Source organism: Vibrio sp. 947 (assembly GCF_033339115.1).
Taxonomy (GTDB): Bacteria; Pseudomonadota; Gammaproteobacteria; order Enterobacterales; family Vibrionaceae; genus Vibrio; species Vibrio alginolyticus.
Genome location: NZ_JAWOTX010000033.1, coordinates 23,765 through 42,007, shown reverse-complemented (window position 1 = coordinate 42,007; position 18,243 = coordinate 23,765). Strand labels below are relative to the sequence as shown.

The window sequence follows — 18,243 nt, the reverse complement described above, 5'->3', positions numbered from 1 at the left end:
AGGCTGTGAACTTTATGTCTTCTGGACAATCATTTTCACGTTCATTACTAAAACTACCTTTATCGGTACTGGTAAAGGGCACCACAATCCCGTCGAACCCGATTGAAGATCTGAACATCGACCTAACTAAACCGATTGTATATGCCCTGCCGTTCCGCTCGAACGTGGATTTGCTGACACTGCAAAAACAAGCCATGAGCCTTGGTCTACCCGACCCGCTCAGCCCGCTGGAAATCAATGGCAAAACGCTGAACCGTTTCGTCTTTATCGCTGCGCGTCCAACTGTGATGAACAACGATAATGATGTCCCAACCGATTCTGTTTCTCTGTTCACTGACTTACTGGAACTGCACAAGCTGGATAGTGAGTTGGATGTTCAAATGATCCCTGCAACCGTGCTTTGGGGTCGTAAGCCAGGTAAAGAAGAGAACCAAAAGCCTTACCTTCAACCGATGAATGGTCCGCAAAAAGCCAAAGCAGTAATGGCGGCGGGACGCGACTGCTTAGTTCGCTTTAGTCCCGTGGTATCTCTGCGTTATATGGCAGACTCTCACGGTACCGACAGCGCAATTGCGCACAAACTGGCTCGCGTGGCGCGTATCCACTTCTCACGCCAGAAACTGGCTGCTTCAGGCCCAAACCTGCCACAACGCCAAGTGTTGTTTGCTCGTTTACTAAAATCTCCAGCTATTGAACTGGCGATTGCTGACGAAGCCAAGAGCAAAAACATCTCGATTGATAAGGCACGTAAAGAAGCCCACGACATCATGGATGAAATCGCTGCCGACTTCTCCTATAGTCTGGTGAAAAACGGCGACCGCATCCTGAGTTGGTTATGGACAAGACTATACCAAGGTTTGCACATCAATAACGCCTCGACTGTGCGTCGTTTAGCGCAAGACGGCCACGAAATTGTGTACGTTCCGTGTCACCGTAGTCACATGGACTACCTGCTGTTGTCTTATGTTTTATACCATGAAGGCATGGTGCCTCCGCACATTGCGGCAGGCATTAACTTGAACTTCTTCCCGGCCGGTCCGCTTTTCCGTCGTGGTGGGGCGTTCTTTATTCGTCGTAGTTTTAAAGGCAACAAACTGTACTCAACCATTTTCCGTGAGTATCTAGCTGAGCTGTTTGCCAAAGGCTATTCAGTCGAGTACTTCAGTGAGGGTGGTCGTTCACGTACAGGTCGCTTACTGCAAGCGAAAACGGGTATGCTGGCTATGACCATCCAAGCAATGCTACGTGGTTTAAACCGCCCAGTAACGCTAGTGCCGGTCTACATCGGCTACGAGCACGTAATGGAAGTGGGCACTTACGCGAAAGAGCTGCGTGGCAAACGCAAAGAGAAAGAAAACGCAGGGCTTGTACTGCGTACTCTGCGTAAACTGCGTAACTTTGGTTTGGGCTATGTGAACTTCGGTGAGCCAATTCAGCTCAACCAGTACTTGAACGAGCATGCTCCTGAGTGGACGAAAGACATCGACAGCATGGGTGGTAACAAACCACAATGGATGAATCCTGTGGTGAACGACCTTGCTAATAAGATGATGACGCACATCAACGATGCGGCGGCGGCAAACGCGTTGACCTTGTGTGCAACCGCACTGCTTGCTTCTCGTCAACGTGCACTTTCTCGTGACTCGCTGATCAATCAGATTGAGTGTTACTTAAAGCTACTCAAAAATAACCCGTACTCAAGCACCTCCACTATCCCTATCGAAAGTGCTGAGGAGTTGGTCGATCATGCAATTTCGCTTGATAAGTTCGTGATTGAAAGCGATAGCATGGGTGACATCATTTCGCTGGACCGTAGCCAATCGATCCTGATGACTTACTATCGCAACAACATCATTCACTTGTTCGCTCTGCCGTCATTAATTGCCCAAATGCTCATTCGTCAGCGCAACCTTTCGGTAGCCAAGATTCAAGCGAATGTCGCGCAAATCTACCCATTCTTGAAGAAAGAGCTGTTCTTAAGTTACCAAGAAGACGAGTTAGATGAATTGGTCGTTAAAACACTGCATGAATTTGCCGATCAGAAAATGATTAGTCTTGATGGTGATAAGCTGGAAATCAATCAGTCGAACAACCAGCCTTTAGTTCTGCTAGGTCGTACGATAACTGAAACGCTGCAACGCTACTCTATCGCGATGAACTTGCTTGTTGCTTACCCTGAGCTGGGTAAATCGGACCTAGAGCAGAAGAGCCAAGATATTGCTCAGCGCCTAGGGCGTTTGCACGGTATTAATGCGCCAGAATTCTTCGATAAAGGTGTGTTTACCGCGATGTTCAATACGCTCAAACAGCAAAAATACCTCGATAACGATGGTAACTGTGACACGAAGAAAACGCAGCAATTTGCACGGCTACTGTTCACTCTGCTTTATCCAGAAGTGAAACTGACGATCGAAGAGAGTATTCACCAACTTCGGTCGTAACCGTTTTACCTTCTTCCAATAAGAAAAAAGGCATCCAATCGGATGCCTTTTTCTATTTCTTCGCTTACCAAAATGCGACCAGTAACCCTATCGCTATCACCATGCCAACATAATTGTTGTTAAGGAAAGCCTTAAAGCACAACTCACGCTCACGGTGACGAATTAAGTGCTGCTGATAAACAAACAACGACGCTGCAATCAAAAGGGTCCAGTAGTAACTTTGTCCCAATTGGTAGAACTGCCCTAACCAAACCAACATCGCGAGTGTAATCAGTTGCAACACGCCAATAATAAGCTTGTCATGACGACCAAACAGAATTGCCGTCGATTTAATGCCAATCTTTAGATCATCATCTCGGTCTACCATCGCATATTGAGTGTCGTACGCAATGGTCCACAAAGCATTAATGAGGAACAAAAACCAAACAATTAATGGTAATTCCCCAGTTTGTGCAGCCCACGCCATTGGAATCGCCCAGCTAAAAGCCAAGCCTAAAAATAGCTGTGGAATATGAGTGTAGCGCTTCATAAATGGATAGATGAACGCCAACACAATGCCAGCGAAGGATAGCTGAATCGTCAGCGGGTTCATGGTCAGCACTAACAAAAACGAGCTGATACCCAAAACCAAAAATAATCCAATCGCTTCTTTTGCTGTCACTTTCCCTGATGGCAGTGGACGTTGCTTAGTACGCTTTACATGGCCGTCGACTTTGCGATCTGCAAAATCATTAATCACGCACCCCGCACTACGCATTAGGAATACCCCCAATACAAACACGATGAATACATCCCAACTTGGCATCCCTTGGGCTGAGATAATTAGCGCCCAAATCGTTGGCCACATCAGTAACAGTGAACCAATCGGGCGATCCATACGCATCAGTTGCCAATATGCTTTGGCTTTTTCTGCGGACATTTACACTGTCTCCTTAGCGTAAACTGGTGAATTAGATAAGAATAACTCGGCGACTAGCATCGGTTTGTGATTCATCCACAACCTTGAGCGTCGCGCTAACAAACGTCCTTCTGGTACGGCTACCCATCCCATTTGCAAAGAGTCCCGCTCAACGTTATCTGCGCTGAACACAGTTAGTCCTAATGGGATATCCCCTTGTTGAGCCAAATCATACTGCTGATCAACTAAGGTTGAACGAGGAATCAATGTCCGCCCAATAACCCAGTTGTTATTGTCACCGCACAAAATTACCTCTCTCAGTAAGCAATTTTGTTCGGACAATAACTGGCTTTCGTCCTGTTTTAATGTCGCTGCAGTGACGATCTGATTTTGTAGTAATTCTACCGTTAACGCTTGGCAGTGCTGTTTTAAACGACGTGACAAAGACCCTTGCTCTTCAAGCCAATGCTTGGCAAATTCATTTGGAAATTCGAATTCTTCGGGGTTTTGCCACTCTACTTCCAATAAAGAAGCAAGATAGAGTGATGTTGGCTGATTCATACTAGTATTCAATTGGAGGCTTTATGCGTACAATAAAGCAACAACTTACCGTCCATAGTAATGTATGTAACCGTAAGTTCCGTTATTTGTTATAGACGGCCCATTGTATCAAGACTGAAGCGATTCGAATATCGCGATCCAGAGAAAGAAAAGTTAGAAATATGTACAAACGTTATATAGCCCAAATTATTTTTGCGTTAACCATACTATTCGCCGCACCAAGTTGGGCTGAAACGGAAGAAGCTGGACCTAAGTTGGCATACTTTACCCTAGAGCCTGACCTCACTACTAACTTTTACACCAAAGGCAAAAAGTTAGGTTATGTGCAAGTGCGCATCGACATCATGGTAATGAGTCAACAAGATTTATCAGTTGTTGAGCATCACCAACCTTTGATTCGCGATGCAGTGATTGAATTATTGGGTAAGCAAACAGAAGATACGATTAAGTCCCTGTCTGGCCGAGAAGATCTGCGCAAAACCTTAGTGACGACCCTCAACGAAACGCTTTTGCCTGAAACAGGTAAAACCATCATTGCCGATTTGTTGTTTACAAAATACCTTTATCAATAAACCCAAATCCGTTTTGAACATAAAAAAGACCGCTCTTGAGCGGTCTTTTCATTTCATCTGCTTTAGGCTTGCTGTTGGTATTTCATCTTGCCTGAATCAAACAGCGCAATCGCCATCCCCGACAGTAGCCCAACTAAGTGAGCGGTGTTTGCAATCGCCATAAATGGCTGCACAAAACCAAGAACTAACCATACCAACATAAAGACGATGATTGGCTTGGGTAGCGTAAGGCCTAAATGTGGCAAGCGGTAACCCAATATCCACAAATAACCAAGCAGTGCATAGACCGCGCCAGACAAGCCGCCGAAGTTAGCCCCTTCAACATAGAACTGGCCTGCCCCTGAAAACGCTGCCGACACCACAAAGAGTTGCAATAGCTTACCGGAACCGAGACGACGTTCGATGTCGCCACCCAACTGCCACCACCATAGTAAGTTAAACACGATGTGAGTTACTGAAAAGTGCAGTAACGCATGACTTAGCCATCGCCACACTTGCCATTGTTGCCCCTCAAAAGCCGGGAAGTGCAACAACTTAAACACGCCATTGCCAAAGCCAAACATTTGTAACAAGTAGATGATGATACAGACTGTCATGATCAGCAAAGTCATGGGGCCAGCTTTCGCTTTGACCATGCTCATGATACTCGGGCTGGAATAATGAAATGTGCTCTTACGAGTATCGGCAACGTCCCACGAGGCGGCGCTGTATTTTGAATCAGACGGGTTAGCAAGGAACTGCTTAAGTTCGGCTTCCGCTTCTATTTCATGCTGGCTATCAGTCAGCCACAGCGCAAATTGCCCATCCCCTTCTGGCATCATTTCGATGTCAATTTGGCGAGAGGCCATATAATCAATAAAGGCTTGCGCCATACGTGGATTATTTAACGTTACCAATCTCTTCATTAACTTCTCACTATCGGTAGTTCTGCTCGATGCCAGGCTTCAAAGCCACCATCTACACTGTACACCTGTTCAAAGCCTTGGTTAACCAAATATTGCGCCGCACCTTGGCTACTAATACCGTGGTAACACATCACTAGAATAGGTTGTTCGAACTCCACTTCATCCATAAACGCAACGATCGTATCGTTAGTTAAATGATACGCGGACTCCGCATGCGCAACGGCAAACGATTGAGGGTCACGGATATCTACAAGCTTCGCATCACCCTGCTCGAGCAGCGCTTGCGCACCTTGTACATCGATATGCTTAAACTGATCCATTTACTTTCTCATTGTCTTATTAATATACCCAAGCAACCTCGAACCTAACGTACTAATCAGCGCCCGTGGTACAGCATAAAATCCATATTTGAAGCTGCTTGGGTATACTGCCGCTATTGTAACCTATCCAACGGAAAACTTAGACACATGGATAATCAGGGTTTTCAAAAGTGTACACATTCCAACCATTTGTGGATAAAGCTGTGAATTGCGTTGATAAAGTGTATTTGGATCTTTTGATCCACAATATGTAGTGATGATCCTGATCTAACTGTGTGTATATCTATAACTATCCCCAGATGGAAAAGTGCTTGAATCCCTTATTTTGTCCGGGTTTCGAACAGTTGATAAATAATTACTTCACAGAGTTATACACAGGTAGCACATAAAATCCAGATCGCAAACGCTATCGATTTTCGATCGACAATAAAAAAGCCGAGATCACATGATCTCGGCTTTCTATGAAAATCTTACTTTCAATTAGCAGTGGAAATTAAAATTCACCCACGGCCAATTTTAGTTTCTTCATTGCATTTTTTTCTAGCTGGCGAATACGCTCGGCAGAAACACCGAACTCATCAGCTAAGTCTTGCAATGTTGCTTTCTCATCATCTAACCAACGAGAACGCACGATGCGCTGACTACGCTCATCCAAACTCGCTAATGCATGACCCAAGCGATTGTTGGTGTGCATTTCCCAGTTGGCGGCTTCAATGTTGTCGGCCACATCAGACGATTTGTCTTCTAGGTATAGCATCGGCGCTGTGTAAGCGTTTGAACTGTCGTCTTCATCAGTTGGCATATCAAAGGTTGAATCCACCGCCGCTAAGCGTGATTCCATCTCGCGAACTTCAGAAGGCTCAACACCTAACTCGCGCGCAACGGTTTCCACTTCACCGTTGTTAAACCAACCCAAGCGCTTTTTCGACTTACGCAGGTTGAAGAACAATTTACGTTGCGCTTTAGTGGTCGCAATTTTCACGATACGCCAGTTACGTAGCACGTATTCGTGGATCTCTGCTTTGATCCAGTGGACAGCAAAAGAAACCAAGCGAACCCCTACTTCTGGGTTAAAACGCTTAACGGCTTTCATTAGACCGATGTTACCCTCTTGCACAAGATCCGCCATTGGCAAACCGTAGCCAGAGTAACCACGAGCAACGTGAACAACGAATCGTAGGTGCGAAAGAATTAGACCTTTTGCAGCCTCAATCTCACCTTTATAGTGTAATCGTTCTGCCAGCTCACGCTCTTCGTCTGCAGTCAGCATTGGGTAGCTGTTTACTGAGCGAATATAGCTATCAAGGCTATCTTGCGTGACTAGAGCCATCGGATACGCTTCTTTTGTCATTCAATTCCTCATCAATCTCTGATCTGGAGCATTACATTGCAATTTAGCTTCGATATCTTGAACTCAAAATGAGCAAGTTTCAAGAAGGGGAAGCAATTATCCATAAACATTTGGTCTAAGCAAGGGTTCAAAATTAGCTAATGCTAATGAAATCCAAGTAATAAGACCGCCATCACTTAAACTGGTTCAATTTCTTTTAAATGTCGTTGCGCAGAAAAACGCGCCGCAATACATCCCAAAAGACTCCCAATGATGATTAATAACAAAGATTCATCCCAATTTAGACCAATCAGGCGGAACTGGCTATCGTACAACGCAGCAAGGTCTTCCACCGCACTATTCATGACAATGGTCACTAAAGCCGTTACCAACCACGCAATAGTGGCACCTAACACGCCAAACCACATGCCTGTGTACAAGTAAGGGCGCAGAATGAAACTGTCCGTCGCACCGATCAGTTTCATGGTTTGAATCTCTTCTTTATTCGCCAACACATTAAATCGCAATGTATTGCCAACGATTAAAAATACCGCACCGAGCATCAGCACTGTCAGGGTAATGACAATAATACTCGCGAGAGTTTTGATGGCATCAAGACGCGCCAGCCAGTCTTCGTCAAGTCTCACGTCGGTCACATCTTGTTGCTCTCGAACGTCTTTGGCTAATGACTGAATATCACTTTTTAGCTCCGAATCTGGCGTAATCACCAACACACCAGGTAGCGCATAGCCACTTAAAAGGCTGATAGCTTGGTCGAACCCTGCATATTGGCTTAAATCAGATAGACCTTGTTGCGGTGAAATATATTCTACCTCTTTTACCAAAGGCCAAGTTTCAATTTGATCTTTGAGAACCATCACTCGTGCATCCGGCATGCCTTCAACTAAGTAAGCACTAACTTGTGAAGGAGAAGCGACATCTTCCGCTGCCCCCGCAACGTTTTTCCCCAATAGATACAAACAAGCTGGCATGGCAAGTGCCATGGAGATGACCGCTAGGGTCAGAATGTTGCCTAGTGGTCGTTGCCATAAGGCGCTAAAAGAGGATTTAGCTTGTTTTGCATGGACAGAGAAAAAACCATCGGTATTCGCACGCTTGGCACTGCGGCCTTTCCCCTTCTTTTGGGAGTGCTTGTTACCTGCCATAGTCTTCTACCTCACTTAGGAAGCCTTGGTTCAATTCAAAATGACGATACTGTGGGCGAGTGTTTACTAACCCCACATCGTGCGTGGCAAGTAGGATAGTCACGCCCGCACGGTTAAATTCTTCGAATAGACGCAACACACGGTTGGATAATTCTGGGTCAAGGTTACCCGTAGGCTCATCAGCCACCAGCAACGTTGGTCGATTAACCACAGCACGGGCAATACCGACGCGCTGTTGTTCACCACCAGAAAGTTGACTAGGTAGACAACGAGCTTTATCGAGTAAGCCCGTTTTATCTAACGCCGCAGAAACACGGCGTTTGATTTCGTTTTCAGAAATCGATTCGATACGCATTGGCAGAGCGACATTGTCGTACACACTGCGATCCATCAATAGGCGATGATCTTGAAAAACAATCCCAATATTGCGGCGCAAAAAAGGGATGTCTTTGCCTGGAATACGCGTGATGTCGTGGCCATTAAAATGGATTTTGCCATCGGTTGGTCGCTCTATCGCGCAGATCAATTTCAGCAAGGTACTTTTACCAGCCCCGGAATGTCCGCCTAAAAACGCCATTTCACCGCGCCTCAGGTGAAAATCGACTTTTTGCAGTGCTTGTCGACCACCTCGGTAAGCTTTGCTTACTTGCTGAAATTTGATCACCGTTGATTTCCTCTAACTCTTTTTATTCTTCACGACTAAACAGTGCGTCAATAAACTCTTGAGTTTCAAATGGACGCAAGTCTTCGATACCTTCACCCACACCAATGTAACGAATTGGAATACCGAACTGATCAGCAATAGCGAAAATTACGCCGCCCTTGGCTGTACCATCCAACTTAGTCAAAGTAATCCCGGTTAGAGGGGCAACATCACTGAAAAGTTTCGCTTGGCTAATTGCATTTTGTCCTGTACCTGCATCAAGCGTTAGCATGATCTCATGTGGTGCAGAGTCATCAATTTTCTTCATCACACGTACAATCTTACGCAGCTCTTCCATTAGGTTCGCTTTGTTCTGTAGACGACCTGCTGTATCAGCAATCACCACATCCACACCACGTGCTTTTGCCGCTTCAATCGCATCATAGATAACAGAGGCACTGTCTGCGCCAGTATGTTGAGCAATCACAGGAACATTATTACGTTCACCCCACACTTGTAGCTGCTCAACCGCTGCGGCACGGAAAGTATCTCCCGCTGCAAGCATCACTTTTTTGCCTTGAGTTTGGAACTGCTTCGCTAGCTTACCGATGGTCGTGGTTTTACCCACGCCATTTACACCCACCATCAAGATGACGTAAGGCGTTTTGTTGCTATCGATTTCTAGTGGCTGTTCGACTTTAGAAAGAATCTCAGCCATTTCTTCTTTCAACAAACCATAAAGGGCTTCGCCGTCTTTCAGATCGCCACGTGTGGCTTTTTCTGTCAGGTTGTTGATAATTTTTGTTGTGGTATTCATGCCCACATCAGCAATAAGCAGTTGCTCTTCTAGCTCTTCAAATAAGTCTTCATCGATTTTCTTACCGCTGAACAAACCGAAGAAGCCAGCACCAATATTTGCTTTTGTTCGGCTTAGGCTGCGTTTAAGACGAGCAAAAAAGCTTTCTGTTGGCTTTTCTTGTTCTTGAACACGAGGCGCGGCCGATACGACTTCTGGCTCTTCTGCTTCTGCTTCTGCTTCTGCTTCTGCTTCTGCTGGGGCAGCCTCTGATTGTTTCGCTTCTTCTTCAAGTTCTGGCGTTGCTTCCGCTTGCTCAGCAACCGCTTCGGTTTGCTGCTCTTCAGAAGGCGCTTCCACTGCTTCTTCTTTTACTGTTTCTTCAGTTTTTGGTTTTGGGCTTTGCTCTTCGTCACCAAAACCTAGCCACGAAAGTAATCCGCGCTTCTTTTTTTCCGTCATCTGGGGCTATCCTAGATTGTTCTTTTATCTATTAATGACTCTTTTTTGACAAGATTATTATCTGTCTAAAAAAGGCTAATGACAAAGTTCTGAAAACTTTCCGATTAGGTAATTCTAATCTTATTAGTGTTACACTCTGTCATCTTGAATATTCTGGGCTGTATCCAAGCTCCAAGCTCATTGCTTGGGCGATTAGATATAGTATCACTTTATTAGCGGTCAAAAAATCTATGGTAAGACGTCGCCAGCAAAACTCATCACAAAAAAAGCCAACAACGGGCTTTGTTCGCATTATTAGTGGCTTATGGAGAGGCAGAAAACTTCCTGTACACGATGCTGAAGGCTTACGCCCCACGACAGATCGCGTCAAAGAAACGCTGTTTAACTGGTTAGCTCAAGATGTACCACAGGCAAAATGTCTCGACTTGTTTGCTGGCTCTGGCGGCTTGGGATTTGAGTCAGCTTCGCGCCAAGCAGAGCAAGTGACCATGGTTGAGCTAAACCCACAAGCTTTCCAACAGTTACAAAAGAATGTTGCCTCTCTTAACGCGAACAACATCCAAGTGGTAAATACCGACGCACTGAGTTTTTTGAAGCAACCGGGTTCTGCTCACCATGTGGTGTTTATTGACCCACCGTTTCGCAAAGGTCTATTGGATGAGACCGTGGCTCTGCTAGAACAAAATGGCTGGCTCGCGGAAGATGCGATGATTTATATTGAAACAGAAAAAGAACTCAATATTGCCGACTTACCAGAAAACTGGCAATTACATCGAGAAAAAACAGCAGGCCAAGTGAGCTATCGTCTGTACGAACGTACCTCCGCATAACGCCTCGATTTAAAAGGATACTTAAATGAAAGCACTAATTATGCTGGCCAAAGCGGCTATCGCCTTTGTTTGGTTAGTATTAATCCTAAATATTTTTATGCCCTTTCCCGGCAATGCCGCGATTGCGCTATACATCATGACCGCTTTTTTGTTCATCATGCACGGTTTACAAATGGCCATCTTCATTGGTGCATTTGGCGACAAAATAAAAATGAGCAGTTGGGAAAAATATTCAATCCTGATTTTTGGTATTTTTGCTCTACTCGATATTCGTCGTAAACACATGATGTAATCGCTCAGATACGAAAAAGCCGCTCTTGTGAGCGGCTTTTTTTCTGCGTTTCGTTCGTCACCCAATGTAACTTTTTACACCATCCAAGAACATTTGAGTGGAGATCATCACCAGTAACAAGCCCATTAAGCGTTCTACCGCCTTCAAGCCACGTTCACCCAACAAGCGATTAAAGAAGCCATAAAACATCAGTATAAAAAATGTTGCGCCCCACGCAATTACGACTGATGCTGACATTTCCAACATTTTCTCTGGATGTTGCGAAGACAGTAAAAGCAAGGCTGCAATCACTGAAGGGCCCGCGATCATAGGAATGGCCATCGGAACAATAAAGGGCTCCTCGCCTGCTGCCAGTCCAGTGATGCTGCCAGCACTCGGGAAAATCATCTTAATCGCAATAATGAAGAGAATAATGCCACCTGAAATGCTGAGCGTTTCTGGCTGGACATGCAAAAAACTTAAGATGCTTTGTCCTGCAAACAGAAACAGCATCAAGATCAGTAAGGCAAACAGTAGTTCACGAATCAATACCTTACGACGACGCTTGGGATCGATATGTTTGAGAATAGACAACACAATCGGCAAGTTACCGAGAGGGTCCATGATTAGAAACAGCATGGTCGCTGCCGAAAGAATGTCCATATTCTGGCCTCACCTAAAAAATGGCGGCCAGTGTATAGCAAACTGACAACATGAGTATATGACTGAGGGCGAAAACACCATATTCATCCTCGATCTTAGCCGCCGTTTAGTGATTGCAAACTCGCGCCATATTGACCACAAACTTACCTTCAAGCTCACGAATTTTGTCGCGCTTGAGCAAAAATGCTAGTAATGCATCTAAGTCTAGATCATTCAGTTTACAGGTGTGAAAGCGAACGCTAGCGCCAAAGTGCTGTGTGAGGGCTTCGCGATCCATTGGCGTTTCTCTAAGTAGGTTTAGCAGCTCGTGAGCATGGATTTCACTCATTATTGACTCCAGTTATTAAGAACAATGCGTTCAGTTTACTGAAATCCTCAAGAGCTGCTTTGACTTAAATTAGTAAATGATTGAGGCAACAATGAGGGCATGAGCAAAAAAGTAACTACCACTCACCCACAAATAGGCGTGTTTCATCGGTTTTCGATAACCGTGTATCGCGTATGCCAGCGCCGAATAGATGAGAACTAAGGTCCCGCTAAAGCCGATAGCATTGGCGTAACTCGGCACTTGTAACCAAACTTCACCGGCTGCCCAAGCAAGTTGAACCAGCATCATCCCCATGATCACAACGGGGAATACCAGAGAGTCGAGTTGAGGTAGCAACAAAAAGAACGCCACGATACTCGCTGCAAGCAGCAGGGCCAACAGCCACCAGACAATCTCACCATTAAGCTGCACCCAAAATGACTTGCTGTAGCATACCTGGGCAACCAGATAAGCCGTAAAATAGATTAGCTTACGAGTTTTAAACGAGTGCAGCGTATCTGCCACCATAGACACAATAAGCCCACCCGCAATCCAGTAGGTATATGTTGCGGATGCACCTTGAGTTAACACCAACACAAGAAGAAGTAGCAGAGTAAAGATTTTAAACACGAGGGATTGTGTCGGGTTAGCTTGCTTTGCTCCCAACACGGAATACACACCTGATAGCCCTATCGCCAGCCAACTCCACATGCAGTATACACCTTTTACTTAAACTCGCCGCTAGTCTAGGTAGACCAGTTTTGATGTAAAGACACAATCTACGAAAGTTGGATCTCGCTAGCGATTCGAAACATTTTGTAACCCTCAGCCTACGTAATAATAAAGCCGATGAGCCTGAATGATGCCACTAAACATTGGGGCCAAGCTTTGCTCATCAGCCGAACCCATCAAATCACACGACACAATAACCAACGCTTTCTAAAACTATTTAACTGAAAAACAGATAAGTGCTCCAGGTAAGCCGCCATTTCACAAACTGACGATTAAACCACCAGGATGTATGTAATGCAGGCAACAAGAATAAATAACAGACACAAAATAGAAAATAGTCTTAGTAGCGCTCTAAGAGAGGAGAAACCACTGATGACTAGGGGTAAAAACTAAGAAAACCGACCTTAATTCAGTAAAAAAAACATCAGACAAGAAAAGTAAGTCAATGATAAATAAAACCATAATTTCAATAACAGATAAAAGTGCGGACTTCATAAACCATAAAATCACTAAACACTTTTGAAGCCCATATTTTCTCATAAGGTAAGAAAATCTCACTCCATGCTTTCGATTTGACGATGCAACCTCATAGCACATTTTTTAATTTTCTCAATTTTTGAGAAATACAGACAAAATAAACACCCAACATACCATTCGAAACAAAAAACAATTACAAAGCCAACATCACAAACCATTTAACATTATAAAATCATACACTTAAAACAAAAAAGGATAGAAATAAAACAATGTGAACACTTTAAATACAGCACAAAAAACATAGTTTCATTAGTCAGAATCATGTAAAACCAGACAAGTTAAGTGTGGTTTTTGAAAAGATTAACGAGCATATGTTGATCAAACCCCAAAAACAGTGCTATATTAAATTCATCGAGTTCATCAAAGATTAAGGGGTAGTGTTATGATTTCATCTTCTCAAAAACAAGGGCTGGTTATGATTGCAGTGGTTGTGGGTTTAATGACACTGCCAATGATGTACTAACCCAATGATTTAAAATAAAAAAGGACGCAAATGCGTCCTTTTTTATTTATCTGTATAGCTCTACTGAATGTGCTTAGACAAAATATCCCAGTGCATATAGTAGAAACCAAGAGCGGCCAGCGTAATCAACGTCATTAGCAAAATTGCTGTACGCCAAATAAAGCGAGAGCTTCTTGGTGTCAGCTCTTTTTCACAAGCATCACATGCCGCCATAAAGCCTTTACGATCATCCAGCTTGTAATCGTCTTCGTGCACCACTTTGTTACGCACGGTTGCGATGAATCGAAGCTTTGCTATCACGTCATGCGGTAAACGTTCTTCACAACTATTAATAAGTTGGTGCAACCCTTTCCCTTCTGCATGGTACTGAGTACGCAAAAGTTTTTCGATCGTTCGGGTACGCATGACTACTTTTTCAATATCTGACATCGTAACCCTCCTTACCAGACCCTTCCTATGTTCATTATTTTTATTCTTCTATAAATTTAGAGCTTTTTCGAGCCGTTAAGTGCAATTTTACTTTCAATTTGTGCCCTTGAGCGCATATAGCCTAACAAGTGAAAGCCGCTTCGTTCAGCTTTAGTGACTTCGCTTGCAGATGAAGCGACGATTTCATCGTGCATCATTAAGATAAATCGTGAAGTGCGCCGAATAATCTCCATATCCCTTTCATTAGATTATGAATAAGTTACCTCAACTCATCGTTTCGTCAGCGAGTTCTGTAGAATGGGACCCGATAAAACATTGGAGGTTAATATGCCAATCTCACTTATTGTCGCCCTATTCGCCCTTATTGCCTTGGGCGCGTGGGTGTTTTTCCGTTTTTATAGTAAGCACTATGTGGGCGAAGACGCTCCAGAGCAAAGCGCGCAGGTAACGATTTTAGATAAACAAGCGATAGACATACCAAACGCACCACCAGGTCAAGACGATCAAGAGTATTGGATTTACGTTCAACGTGGTTCTATCGGTCCAAAGCGTGAATTCCAAATTGGAGTGCATTACTACCATGCACTCAACCCTGGAGATAAGGGAACACTGACCTATCGCGGCAACAAGTTCCTTCACTTCGCTATCAAACGTTAAGGCAGTAACCAACGAGTCTTGGCAGAACGAGAAAAGAGATAGCTCATCGCCAAGGCTCCAGCTCCACTTAGAACGATCCAGACTGGAATCACCCACGCAGGATGTCCTGTGTACCAACCGAACTCTTTCATCGGCCATAAGAAAATAGGGTGAAGTAAGTAAATCCCTAAGCTGTGCTGACTGATCACACTAACCACTTTTTGTACTTTTGGTGATAAGCCTTCACCAAAGTAACGCCCGATCATAAAAATCATCGAAGCCGCTAGAATCACATTCAGTGTTTTATAAGAGAGCCAGCGCCCAACCGTATACTTCTCCGCCTCTAAGCTATTTGTCACAACCATCGTAAAGGTCACTGCCAACGCCACGAGTCCTAGCCCAACAAATAAGGTCACCATAGAGCGATTCAAAGGTACCTTTTGAAATAAAACATACCCCAGTGGAAGGTAACCCATATAAAGCCACATCTGATTACTCCACGGGCCATCAATCTTGAACAAGAACAGTGTGCTGGTGAAAAGCCAAAATGCGAGATAGGTATACAAGACGTTGTCATCCACGTTGCGTACCATCCATTGAAACAGCGGAATCACAAAATACAGTGGTATAAAGTAATAGAAAAAGCCGAGATGGTAATACGTTGCGTGGAATGGGCTATTGCTTAATACCTCTTTTACGGTTTCAAAATCAAAGCCTTGAGAAGTCCAACCTGAAAGGTATGCATAAAACATCGACCAAATAAGAAATGGAACTAAAACTTTGCCCAAACGCCTTTTGATATAATACTTACCGTCAAATGGTCGAGTGTCACTGAGCATTAGCGCTCCGGTGATCAAAATAAAAACTGGCACTGCCCAGCGGGTTACGCTATTCACGCCTACCGCTGTCAGCCATTGGTCAAATGGAATCACTCCTAACTCATTTCGATACGGTGCCAAGACGTGAATGGCGATCACTGCTACCGCTGCGAAGCAGCGCAATAAATCAAAAAACAGAACCCTTTCTCTCATACCTTTCCCTACTTTGAGTCGCTTATCGTTTATAGCATAGGGTAAATCTCAACCAGTGAAATGGTTAACAATCTGTTTTTGCTTATTTTTAACTCAACAATGACCTACAACGGAGATTTCATCACCACTCTAATCACTTAACGAGAACCAAAAACCAAGCATCAGTATTCACTCTCGATGCCAAACCGACACAATCTGATTACAGCAAACGGCGCATAAGAAACAAAAATGGCTCCGATTTGGAGCCATTTATACCATCTACAGATAGCGATACTGGGGATAGTTACGCAGTAGCAACATCAGCTTTTGGCAACTTAATTGAAATCAGCGTCGTCAGTGCCAAGAAAGCAAAAGAAACCCATAAGCACGCTGCAAGACCAGCCTCTTGGTAGATCCAACCCGATAATACCGTGCCAATCAAACGTCCCATCGCATTGGCCATGTAGTAAAAACCGACATCCAACGAGACGCCATCGCCTTTAGCGTAGCTCACTATCAAGTACGAGTGCAGCGAAGAGTTAATGGCAAACACAGCGCCAAAAATCATCAAACCTACCACAATCACCAATTCAGGCTGCCAACCGATTTGCACACCATAAGCAATACCAGCCGTAATTAACGCTAGGATTCCTGCCCACACCAATGCTGCACTACCATCAGGCACACGACCTTGCGCTTTGCCAGTAATACGCGGCGCAAAGCCTTGCACAAACCCATAAGCAATGACCCACGCTGCGAGAAAGCTACCAACCCACAAGTGATCCCAGCCAAACACGCTACCAAGATAAATAGGCAGAGCAACGACAAACCACACATCACGAGCACCAAACAAGAACATGCGTGCTGCGGATAAAATGTTTATCGATTCAGACTTGGAGAATATTTGGCGAAACTTAGGTTTACTCTTTGCTTTACCCATGTCCGCTTCTAGCCAGATCATGCTGCAAACAAACACTAATGTAAGTACACCCGCCATAATAAACATCGAGTTTTGAAAACCCACCCAAGACAGCAGCAAGCCACCAACAAAAAAGCCCGCTCCTTTGAGTGCATTCTTCGAGCCAGTCAAAATCGCTACCCATTTGTAGAGCGCACCTTGCTGTTCGTCTGGTACTAGCGTTTTAATCGCGCTCTTAGCACTCATTTTGTTCAGATCTTTGGCAATCCCCGACAGAGCTTGCGCTGCCATCACCCAAGGAATGGTCAGCCATGCATTTGGTACTGCGAGCATCAGCAACGCAAACACTTGCATCGCTAAACCAATGTTCATGGTTTTATTTAGGCCTAACCTTGCGCCCAACCAACCACCAACCAGGTTTGTCACCACACCAAAAAATTCATAGAAAAGAAACAGTGAGGCAATAGCTAACGTGGAATAACCTAAGTCATGAAAATAGAGCACCACCAGCATACGCAGTGCGCCATCGGTCACCGTAAAGTTCCAATAGTTAAACGTCACTAACATGTACTGACGAATACTTTTGCTTAATTGAGAAATCATATTGACCTCATATGTACAGCGATAGAAGCATTTAGATCATCATGTTCTAAATACTTTCTAACCTGTACAGCAACATTGACCAATATAATGTTGCTGTGATTTTTAAAAAATGCCCCAACATCAATAAAAAGCAAAATACACCTTAAAAACAATGCATTAGTTAATATTAATGGCTTTTTTTGTAAACAGTCGTATCCTGAAGAAGCTCGAATTTAGCTTTTGGATCATAATGAACCAAAAGCTATTTAAGCTGATCAAGCGTCTTGAGCCACGCGTTCGATGTACTCAACTTGCACAGGTTTTGTAAATGCACCAGGGCGCAATGCCTGCACTTCTCGCACGATATCTTCTAACTGCCATTCCTTTTCTAGGAGTAGGTGAGCAGCGAACAAACCTGTGCGCCCCGAACCACCCATACAATGCATCGCAATTTTGCCACCTTGAGCAAGAATCTCGTGCAGTTCCGGACTGGCTTGTTGCCACTTCGTCGCAAATTCTTCATTTGGTGCGCAGTCGTCTTCAATCTCGATCTGGAACCATTTCATACCCAGTTGCTGAGTGGCTTCACCCAATGCAGAGACATTCTTCGCAGCTAATTCACTATCATCTAATGCAGTAACGACCGCTTGAACACCCTGCTCTTTCAACTGTTCTAACGACGCATGCAAATCGACACCTTTCGTTCCTGGGCACGGTGTTAAGATTAAAGCACCGGAGTCCAAATCTAATTGCCATGTAGGATGAGACAT

20 protein-coding genes are annotated in these 18,243 nt (G+C 44.4%); 5 read left to right on the top strand and 15 right to left on the bottom strand.

The genetic code is table 11. The features are described from left to right. Positions 1-14 precede the first annotated feature (14 nt). Positions 15-2,441, top strand: coding sequence for a glycerol-3-phosphate 1-O-acyltransferase PlsB (plsB, locus tag R7Q39_RS26315; RefSeq protein WP_017636074.1), 2,427 nt, complete (start codon positions 15-17; stop codon positions 2,439-2,441). A 64-nt stretch (positions 2,442-2,505) separates the two neighbouring features. Here plsB and ubiA read toward each other — a convergent pair whose 3' ends face one another. Continuing rightward, a complete protein-coding gene (ubiA, locus tag R7Q39_RS26310) occupies positions 2,506-3,360 on the bottom strand; it encodes a 4-hydroxybenzoate octaprenyltransferase (protein WP_005378684.1) in 855 nt (284 codons plus the stop codon). Beyond that, positions 3,361-3,900, bottom strand: a complete 540-nt coding sequence (locus tag R7Q39_RS26305) for a chorismate lyase (protein WP_017636075.1) — start codon at positions 3,898-3,900, stop codon at positions 3,361-3,363. 161 nt (positions 3,901-4,061) lie between these two features. Here R7Q39_RS26305 and R7Q39_RS26300 point away from each other — a divergent pair, with 161 nt between their 5' ends. Continuing rightward, positions 4,062-4,472, top strand: coding sequence for a flagellar basal body-associated protein FliL (locus R7Q39_RS26300; RefSeq protein WP_005378687.1), 411 nt, complete (start codon positions 4,062-4,064; stop codon positions 4,470-4,472). Positions 4,473-4,534: 62 nt separating this feature from the next. On the opposite strand, the gene glpG is transcribed toward R7Q39_RS26300, so the two are convergent. From glpG to ftsY, 6 genes are all read right to left on the bottom strand, one after another. Further along, positions 4,535-5,377 (bottom strand): rhomboid family intramembrane serine protease GlpG, encoded by an 843-nt coding sequence (gene glpG, locus R7Q39_RS26295; protein ID WP_213905040.1) that lies wholly within the window; start codon positions 5,375-5,377, stop codon positions 4,535-4,537. Beyond that, a complete protein-coding gene (glpE, locus tag R7Q39_RS26290; RefSeq protein ID WP_005378691.1) occupies positions 5,377-5,697 on the bottom strand; it encodes a thiosulfate sulfurtransferase GlpE in 321 nt (106 codons plus the stop codon). The genes glpG and glpE overlap by 1 nt, the downstream gene beginning before the upstream one ends. 493 nt (positions 5,698-6,190) lie before the next feature. Next, complete coding sequence (gene rpoH, locus R7Q39_RS26285) at positions 6,191-7,048, bottom strand: RNA polymerase sigma factor RpoH (RefSeq protein WP_005378693.1); 858 nt, start codon at positions 7,046-7,048, stop codon at positions 6,191-6,193. 176 nt (positions 7,049-7,224) lie between these two features. After that, on the bottom strand, positions 7,225-8,193 hold the full coding sequence (gene ftsX / locus R7Q39_RS26280) for a permease-like cell division protein FtsX (protein WP_025768167.1): 969 nt from the start codon (positions 8,191-8,193) through the stop codon (positions 7,225-7,227). Then, positions 8,183-8,857, bottom strand: a complete 675-nt coding sequence (ftsE, locus tag R7Q39_RS26275; protein ID WP_005378697.1) for a cell division ATP-binding protein FtsE — start codon at positions 8,855-8,857, stop codon at positions 8,183-8,185. The genes ftsX and ftsE overlap by 11 nt, the downstream gene beginning before the upstream one ends. Before the next feature lie 22 nt (positions 8,858-8,879). Further along, complete coding sequence (gene ftsY, locus R7Q39_RS26270) at positions 8,880-10,094, bottom strand: signal recognition particle-docking protein FtsY (protein WP_033907268.1); 1,215 nt, start codon at positions 10,092-10,094, stop codon at positions 8,880-8,882. Positions 10,095-10,324: 230 nt separating this feature from the next. Between ftsY and rsmD the strand changes: the two genes are divergently transcribed. Together rsmD and R7Q39_RS26260 are read left to right on the top strand one after the other, a co-directional pair. Then, entirely contained in the window at positions 10,325-10,924 is a 600-nt protein-coding gene (gene rsmD, locus R7Q39_RS26265) for a 16S rRNA (guanine(966)-N(2))-methyltransferase RsmD (protein ID WP_005378702.1), read from the top strand. Between the two features lie 25 nt (positions 10,925-10,949). Next, the gene (locus tag R7Q39_RS26260) at positions 10,950-11,216 is read left to right on the top strand and encodes a DUF1145 domain-containing protein (RefSeq protein ID WP_005378704.1); all 267 of its coding nucleotides are present in this window, start codon (positions 10,950-10,952) and stop codon (positions 11,214-11,216) included. A 57-nt stretch (positions 11,217-11,273) separates the two neighbouring features. On the opposite strand, the gene R7Q39_RS26255 is transcribed toward R7Q39_RS26260, so the two are convergent. The 4 genes from R7Q39_RS26255 to R7Q39_RS26240 form a co-directional block, all read right to left on the bottom strand. After that, entirely contained in the window at positions 11,274-11,858 is a 585-nt protein-coding gene (locus tag R7Q39_RS26255) for a YhgN family NAAT transporter (protein ID WP_005389671.1), read from the bottom strand. Positions 11,859-11,964: 106 nt separating this feature from the next. Continuing rightward, positions 11,965-12,186 carry a YecH family metal-binding protein gene (locus R7Q39_RS26250; protein ID WP_005378711.1) on the bottom strand — a complete coding sequence of 74 codons (222 nt, stop codon included), beginning with the start codon at positions 12,184-12,186 and terminating at the stop codon, positions 11,965-11,967. A 69-nt stretch (positions 12,187-12,255) separates the two neighbouring features. Further along, the gene (locus R7Q39_RS26245) at positions 12,256-12,876 is read right to left on the bottom strand and encodes a lysoplasmalogenase (RefSeq protein WP_005389670.1); all 621 of its coding nucleotides are present in this window, start codon (positions 12,874-12,876) and stop codon (positions 12,256-12,258) included. Positions 12,877-13,957: 1,081 nt separating this feature from the next. Further along, positions 13,958-14,326 carry a hypothetical protein gene (locus R7Q39_RS26240; protein WP_005378717.1) on the bottom strand — a complete coding sequence of 123 codons (369 nt, stop codon included), beginning with the start codon at positions 14,324-14,326 and terminating at the stop codon, positions 13,958-13,960. A 327-nt stretch (positions 14,327-14,653) separates the two neighbouring features. Between R7Q39_RS26240 and R7Q39_RS26235 the strand changes: the two genes are divergently transcribed. After that, the gene (locus R7Q39_RS26235) at positions 14,654-14,983 is read left to right on the top strand and encodes a DUF2500 domain-containing protein (protein WP_104975677.1); all 330 of its coding nucleotides are present in this window, start codon (positions 14,654-14,656) and stop codon (positions 14,981-14,983) included. Here the strand turns inward: R7Q39_RS26235 and R7Q39_RS26230 are convergent. The 3 genes from R7Q39_RS26230 to R7Q39_RS26220 all read right to left on the bottom strand — a co-directional run bounded on the left by R7Q39_RS26230 (position 14,980) and on the right by R7Q39_RS26220 (position 18,243). After that, complete coding sequence (locus tag R7Q39_RS26230) at positions 14,980-15,993, bottom strand: acyltransferase (protein ID WP_017636080.1); 1,014 nt, start codon at positions 15,991-15,993, stop codon at positions 14,980-14,982. The genes R7Q39_RS26235 and R7Q39_RS26230 overlap by 4 nt on opposite strands. A 283-nt stretch (positions 15,994-16,276) precedes the next feature. Beyond that, a complete protein-coding gene (gene arsJ, locus R7Q39_RS26225; protein WP_005383628.1) occupies positions 16,277-17,494 on the bottom strand; it encodes an organoarsenical effux MFS transporter ArsJ in 1,218 nt (405 codons plus the stop codon). 254 nt (positions 17,495-17,748) lie between these two features. After that, on the bottom strand, positions 17,749-18,243 hold the full coding sequence (locus R7Q39_RS26220) for a cyclin-dependent kinase inhibitor 3 family protein (RefSeq protein WP_053307418.1): 495 nt from the start codon (positions 18,241-18,243) through the stop codon (positions 17,749-17,751).

Coding starts and splice junctions, on each gene's coding strand:
- plsB (WP_017636074.1), top strand. CDS start 15: ATGTCTTCTGGACAATCATTTTCACGTTCATTACTAAAACTACCTTTA.
- ubiA (WP_005378684.1), bottom strand. CDS start 3,360: ATGTCCGCAGAAAAAGCCAAAGCATATTGGCAACTGATGCGTATGGAT.
- R7Q39_RS26305 (WP_017636075.1), bottom strand. CDS start 3,900: ATGAATCAGCCAACATCACTCTATCTTGCTTCTTTATTGGAAGTAGAG.
- R7Q39_RS26300 (WP_005378687.1), top strand. CDS start 4,062: ATGTACAAACGTTATATAGCCCAAATTATTTTTGCGTTAACCATACTA.
- glpG (WP_213905040.1), bottom strand. CDS start 5,377: ATGAAGAGATTGGTAACGTTAAATAATCCACGTATGGCGCAAGCCTTT.
- glpE (WP_005378691.1), bottom strand. CDS start 5,697: ATGGATCAGTTTAAGCATATCGATGTACAAGGTGCGCAAGCGCTGCTC.
- rpoH (WP_005378693.1), bottom strand. CDS start 7,048: ATGACAAAAGAAGCGTATCCGATGGCTCTAGTCACGCAAGATAGCCTT.
- ftsX (WP_025768167.1), bottom strand. CDS start 8,193: ATGGCAGGTAACAAGCACTCCCAAAAGAAGGGGAAAGGCCGCAGTGCC.
- ftsY (WP_033907268.1), bottom strand. CDS start 10,094: ATGACGGAAAAAAAGAAGCGCGGATTACTTTCGTGGCTAGGTTTTGGT.
- rsmD (WP_005378702.1), top strand. CDS start 10,325: ATGGTAAGACGTCGCCAGCAAAACTCATCACAAAAAAAGCCAACAACG.
- R7Q39_RS26260 (WP_005378704.1), top strand. CDS start 10,950: ATGAAAGCACTAATTATGCTGGCCAAAGCGGCTATCGCCTTTGTTTGG.
- R7Q39_RS26255 (WP_005389671.1), bottom strand. CDS start 11,858: ATGGACATTCTTTCGGCAGCGACCATGCTGTTTCTAATCATGGACCCT.
- R7Q39_RS26250 (WP_005378711.1), bottom strand. CDS start 12,186: ATGAGTGAAATCCATGCTCACGAGCTGCTAAACCTACTTAGAGAAACG.
- R7Q39_RS26245 (WP_005389670.1), bottom strand. CDS start 12,876: ATGTGGAGTTGGCTGGCGATAGGGCTATCAGGTGTGTATTCCGTGTTG.
- R7Q39_RS26240 (WP_005378717.1), bottom strand. CDS start 14,326: ATGTCAGATATTGAAAAAGTAGTCATGCGTACCCGAACGATCGAAAAA.
- R7Q39_RS26235 (WP_104975677.1), top strand. CDS start 14,654: ATGCCAATCTCACTTATTGTCGCCCTATTCGCCCTTATTGCCTTGGGC.
- R7Q39_RS26230 (WP_017636080.1), bottom strand. CDS start 15,993: ATGAGAGAAAGGGTTCTGTTTTTTGATTTATTGCGCTGCTTCGCAGCG.
- arsJ (WP_005383628.1), bottom strand. CDS start 17,494: ATGATTTCTCAATTAAGCAAAAGTATTCGTCAGTACATGTTAGTGACG.
- R7Q39_RS26220 (WP_053307418.1), bottom strand. CDS start 18,243: ATGTCTCATCCTACATGGCAATTAGATTTGGACTCCGGTGCTTTAATC.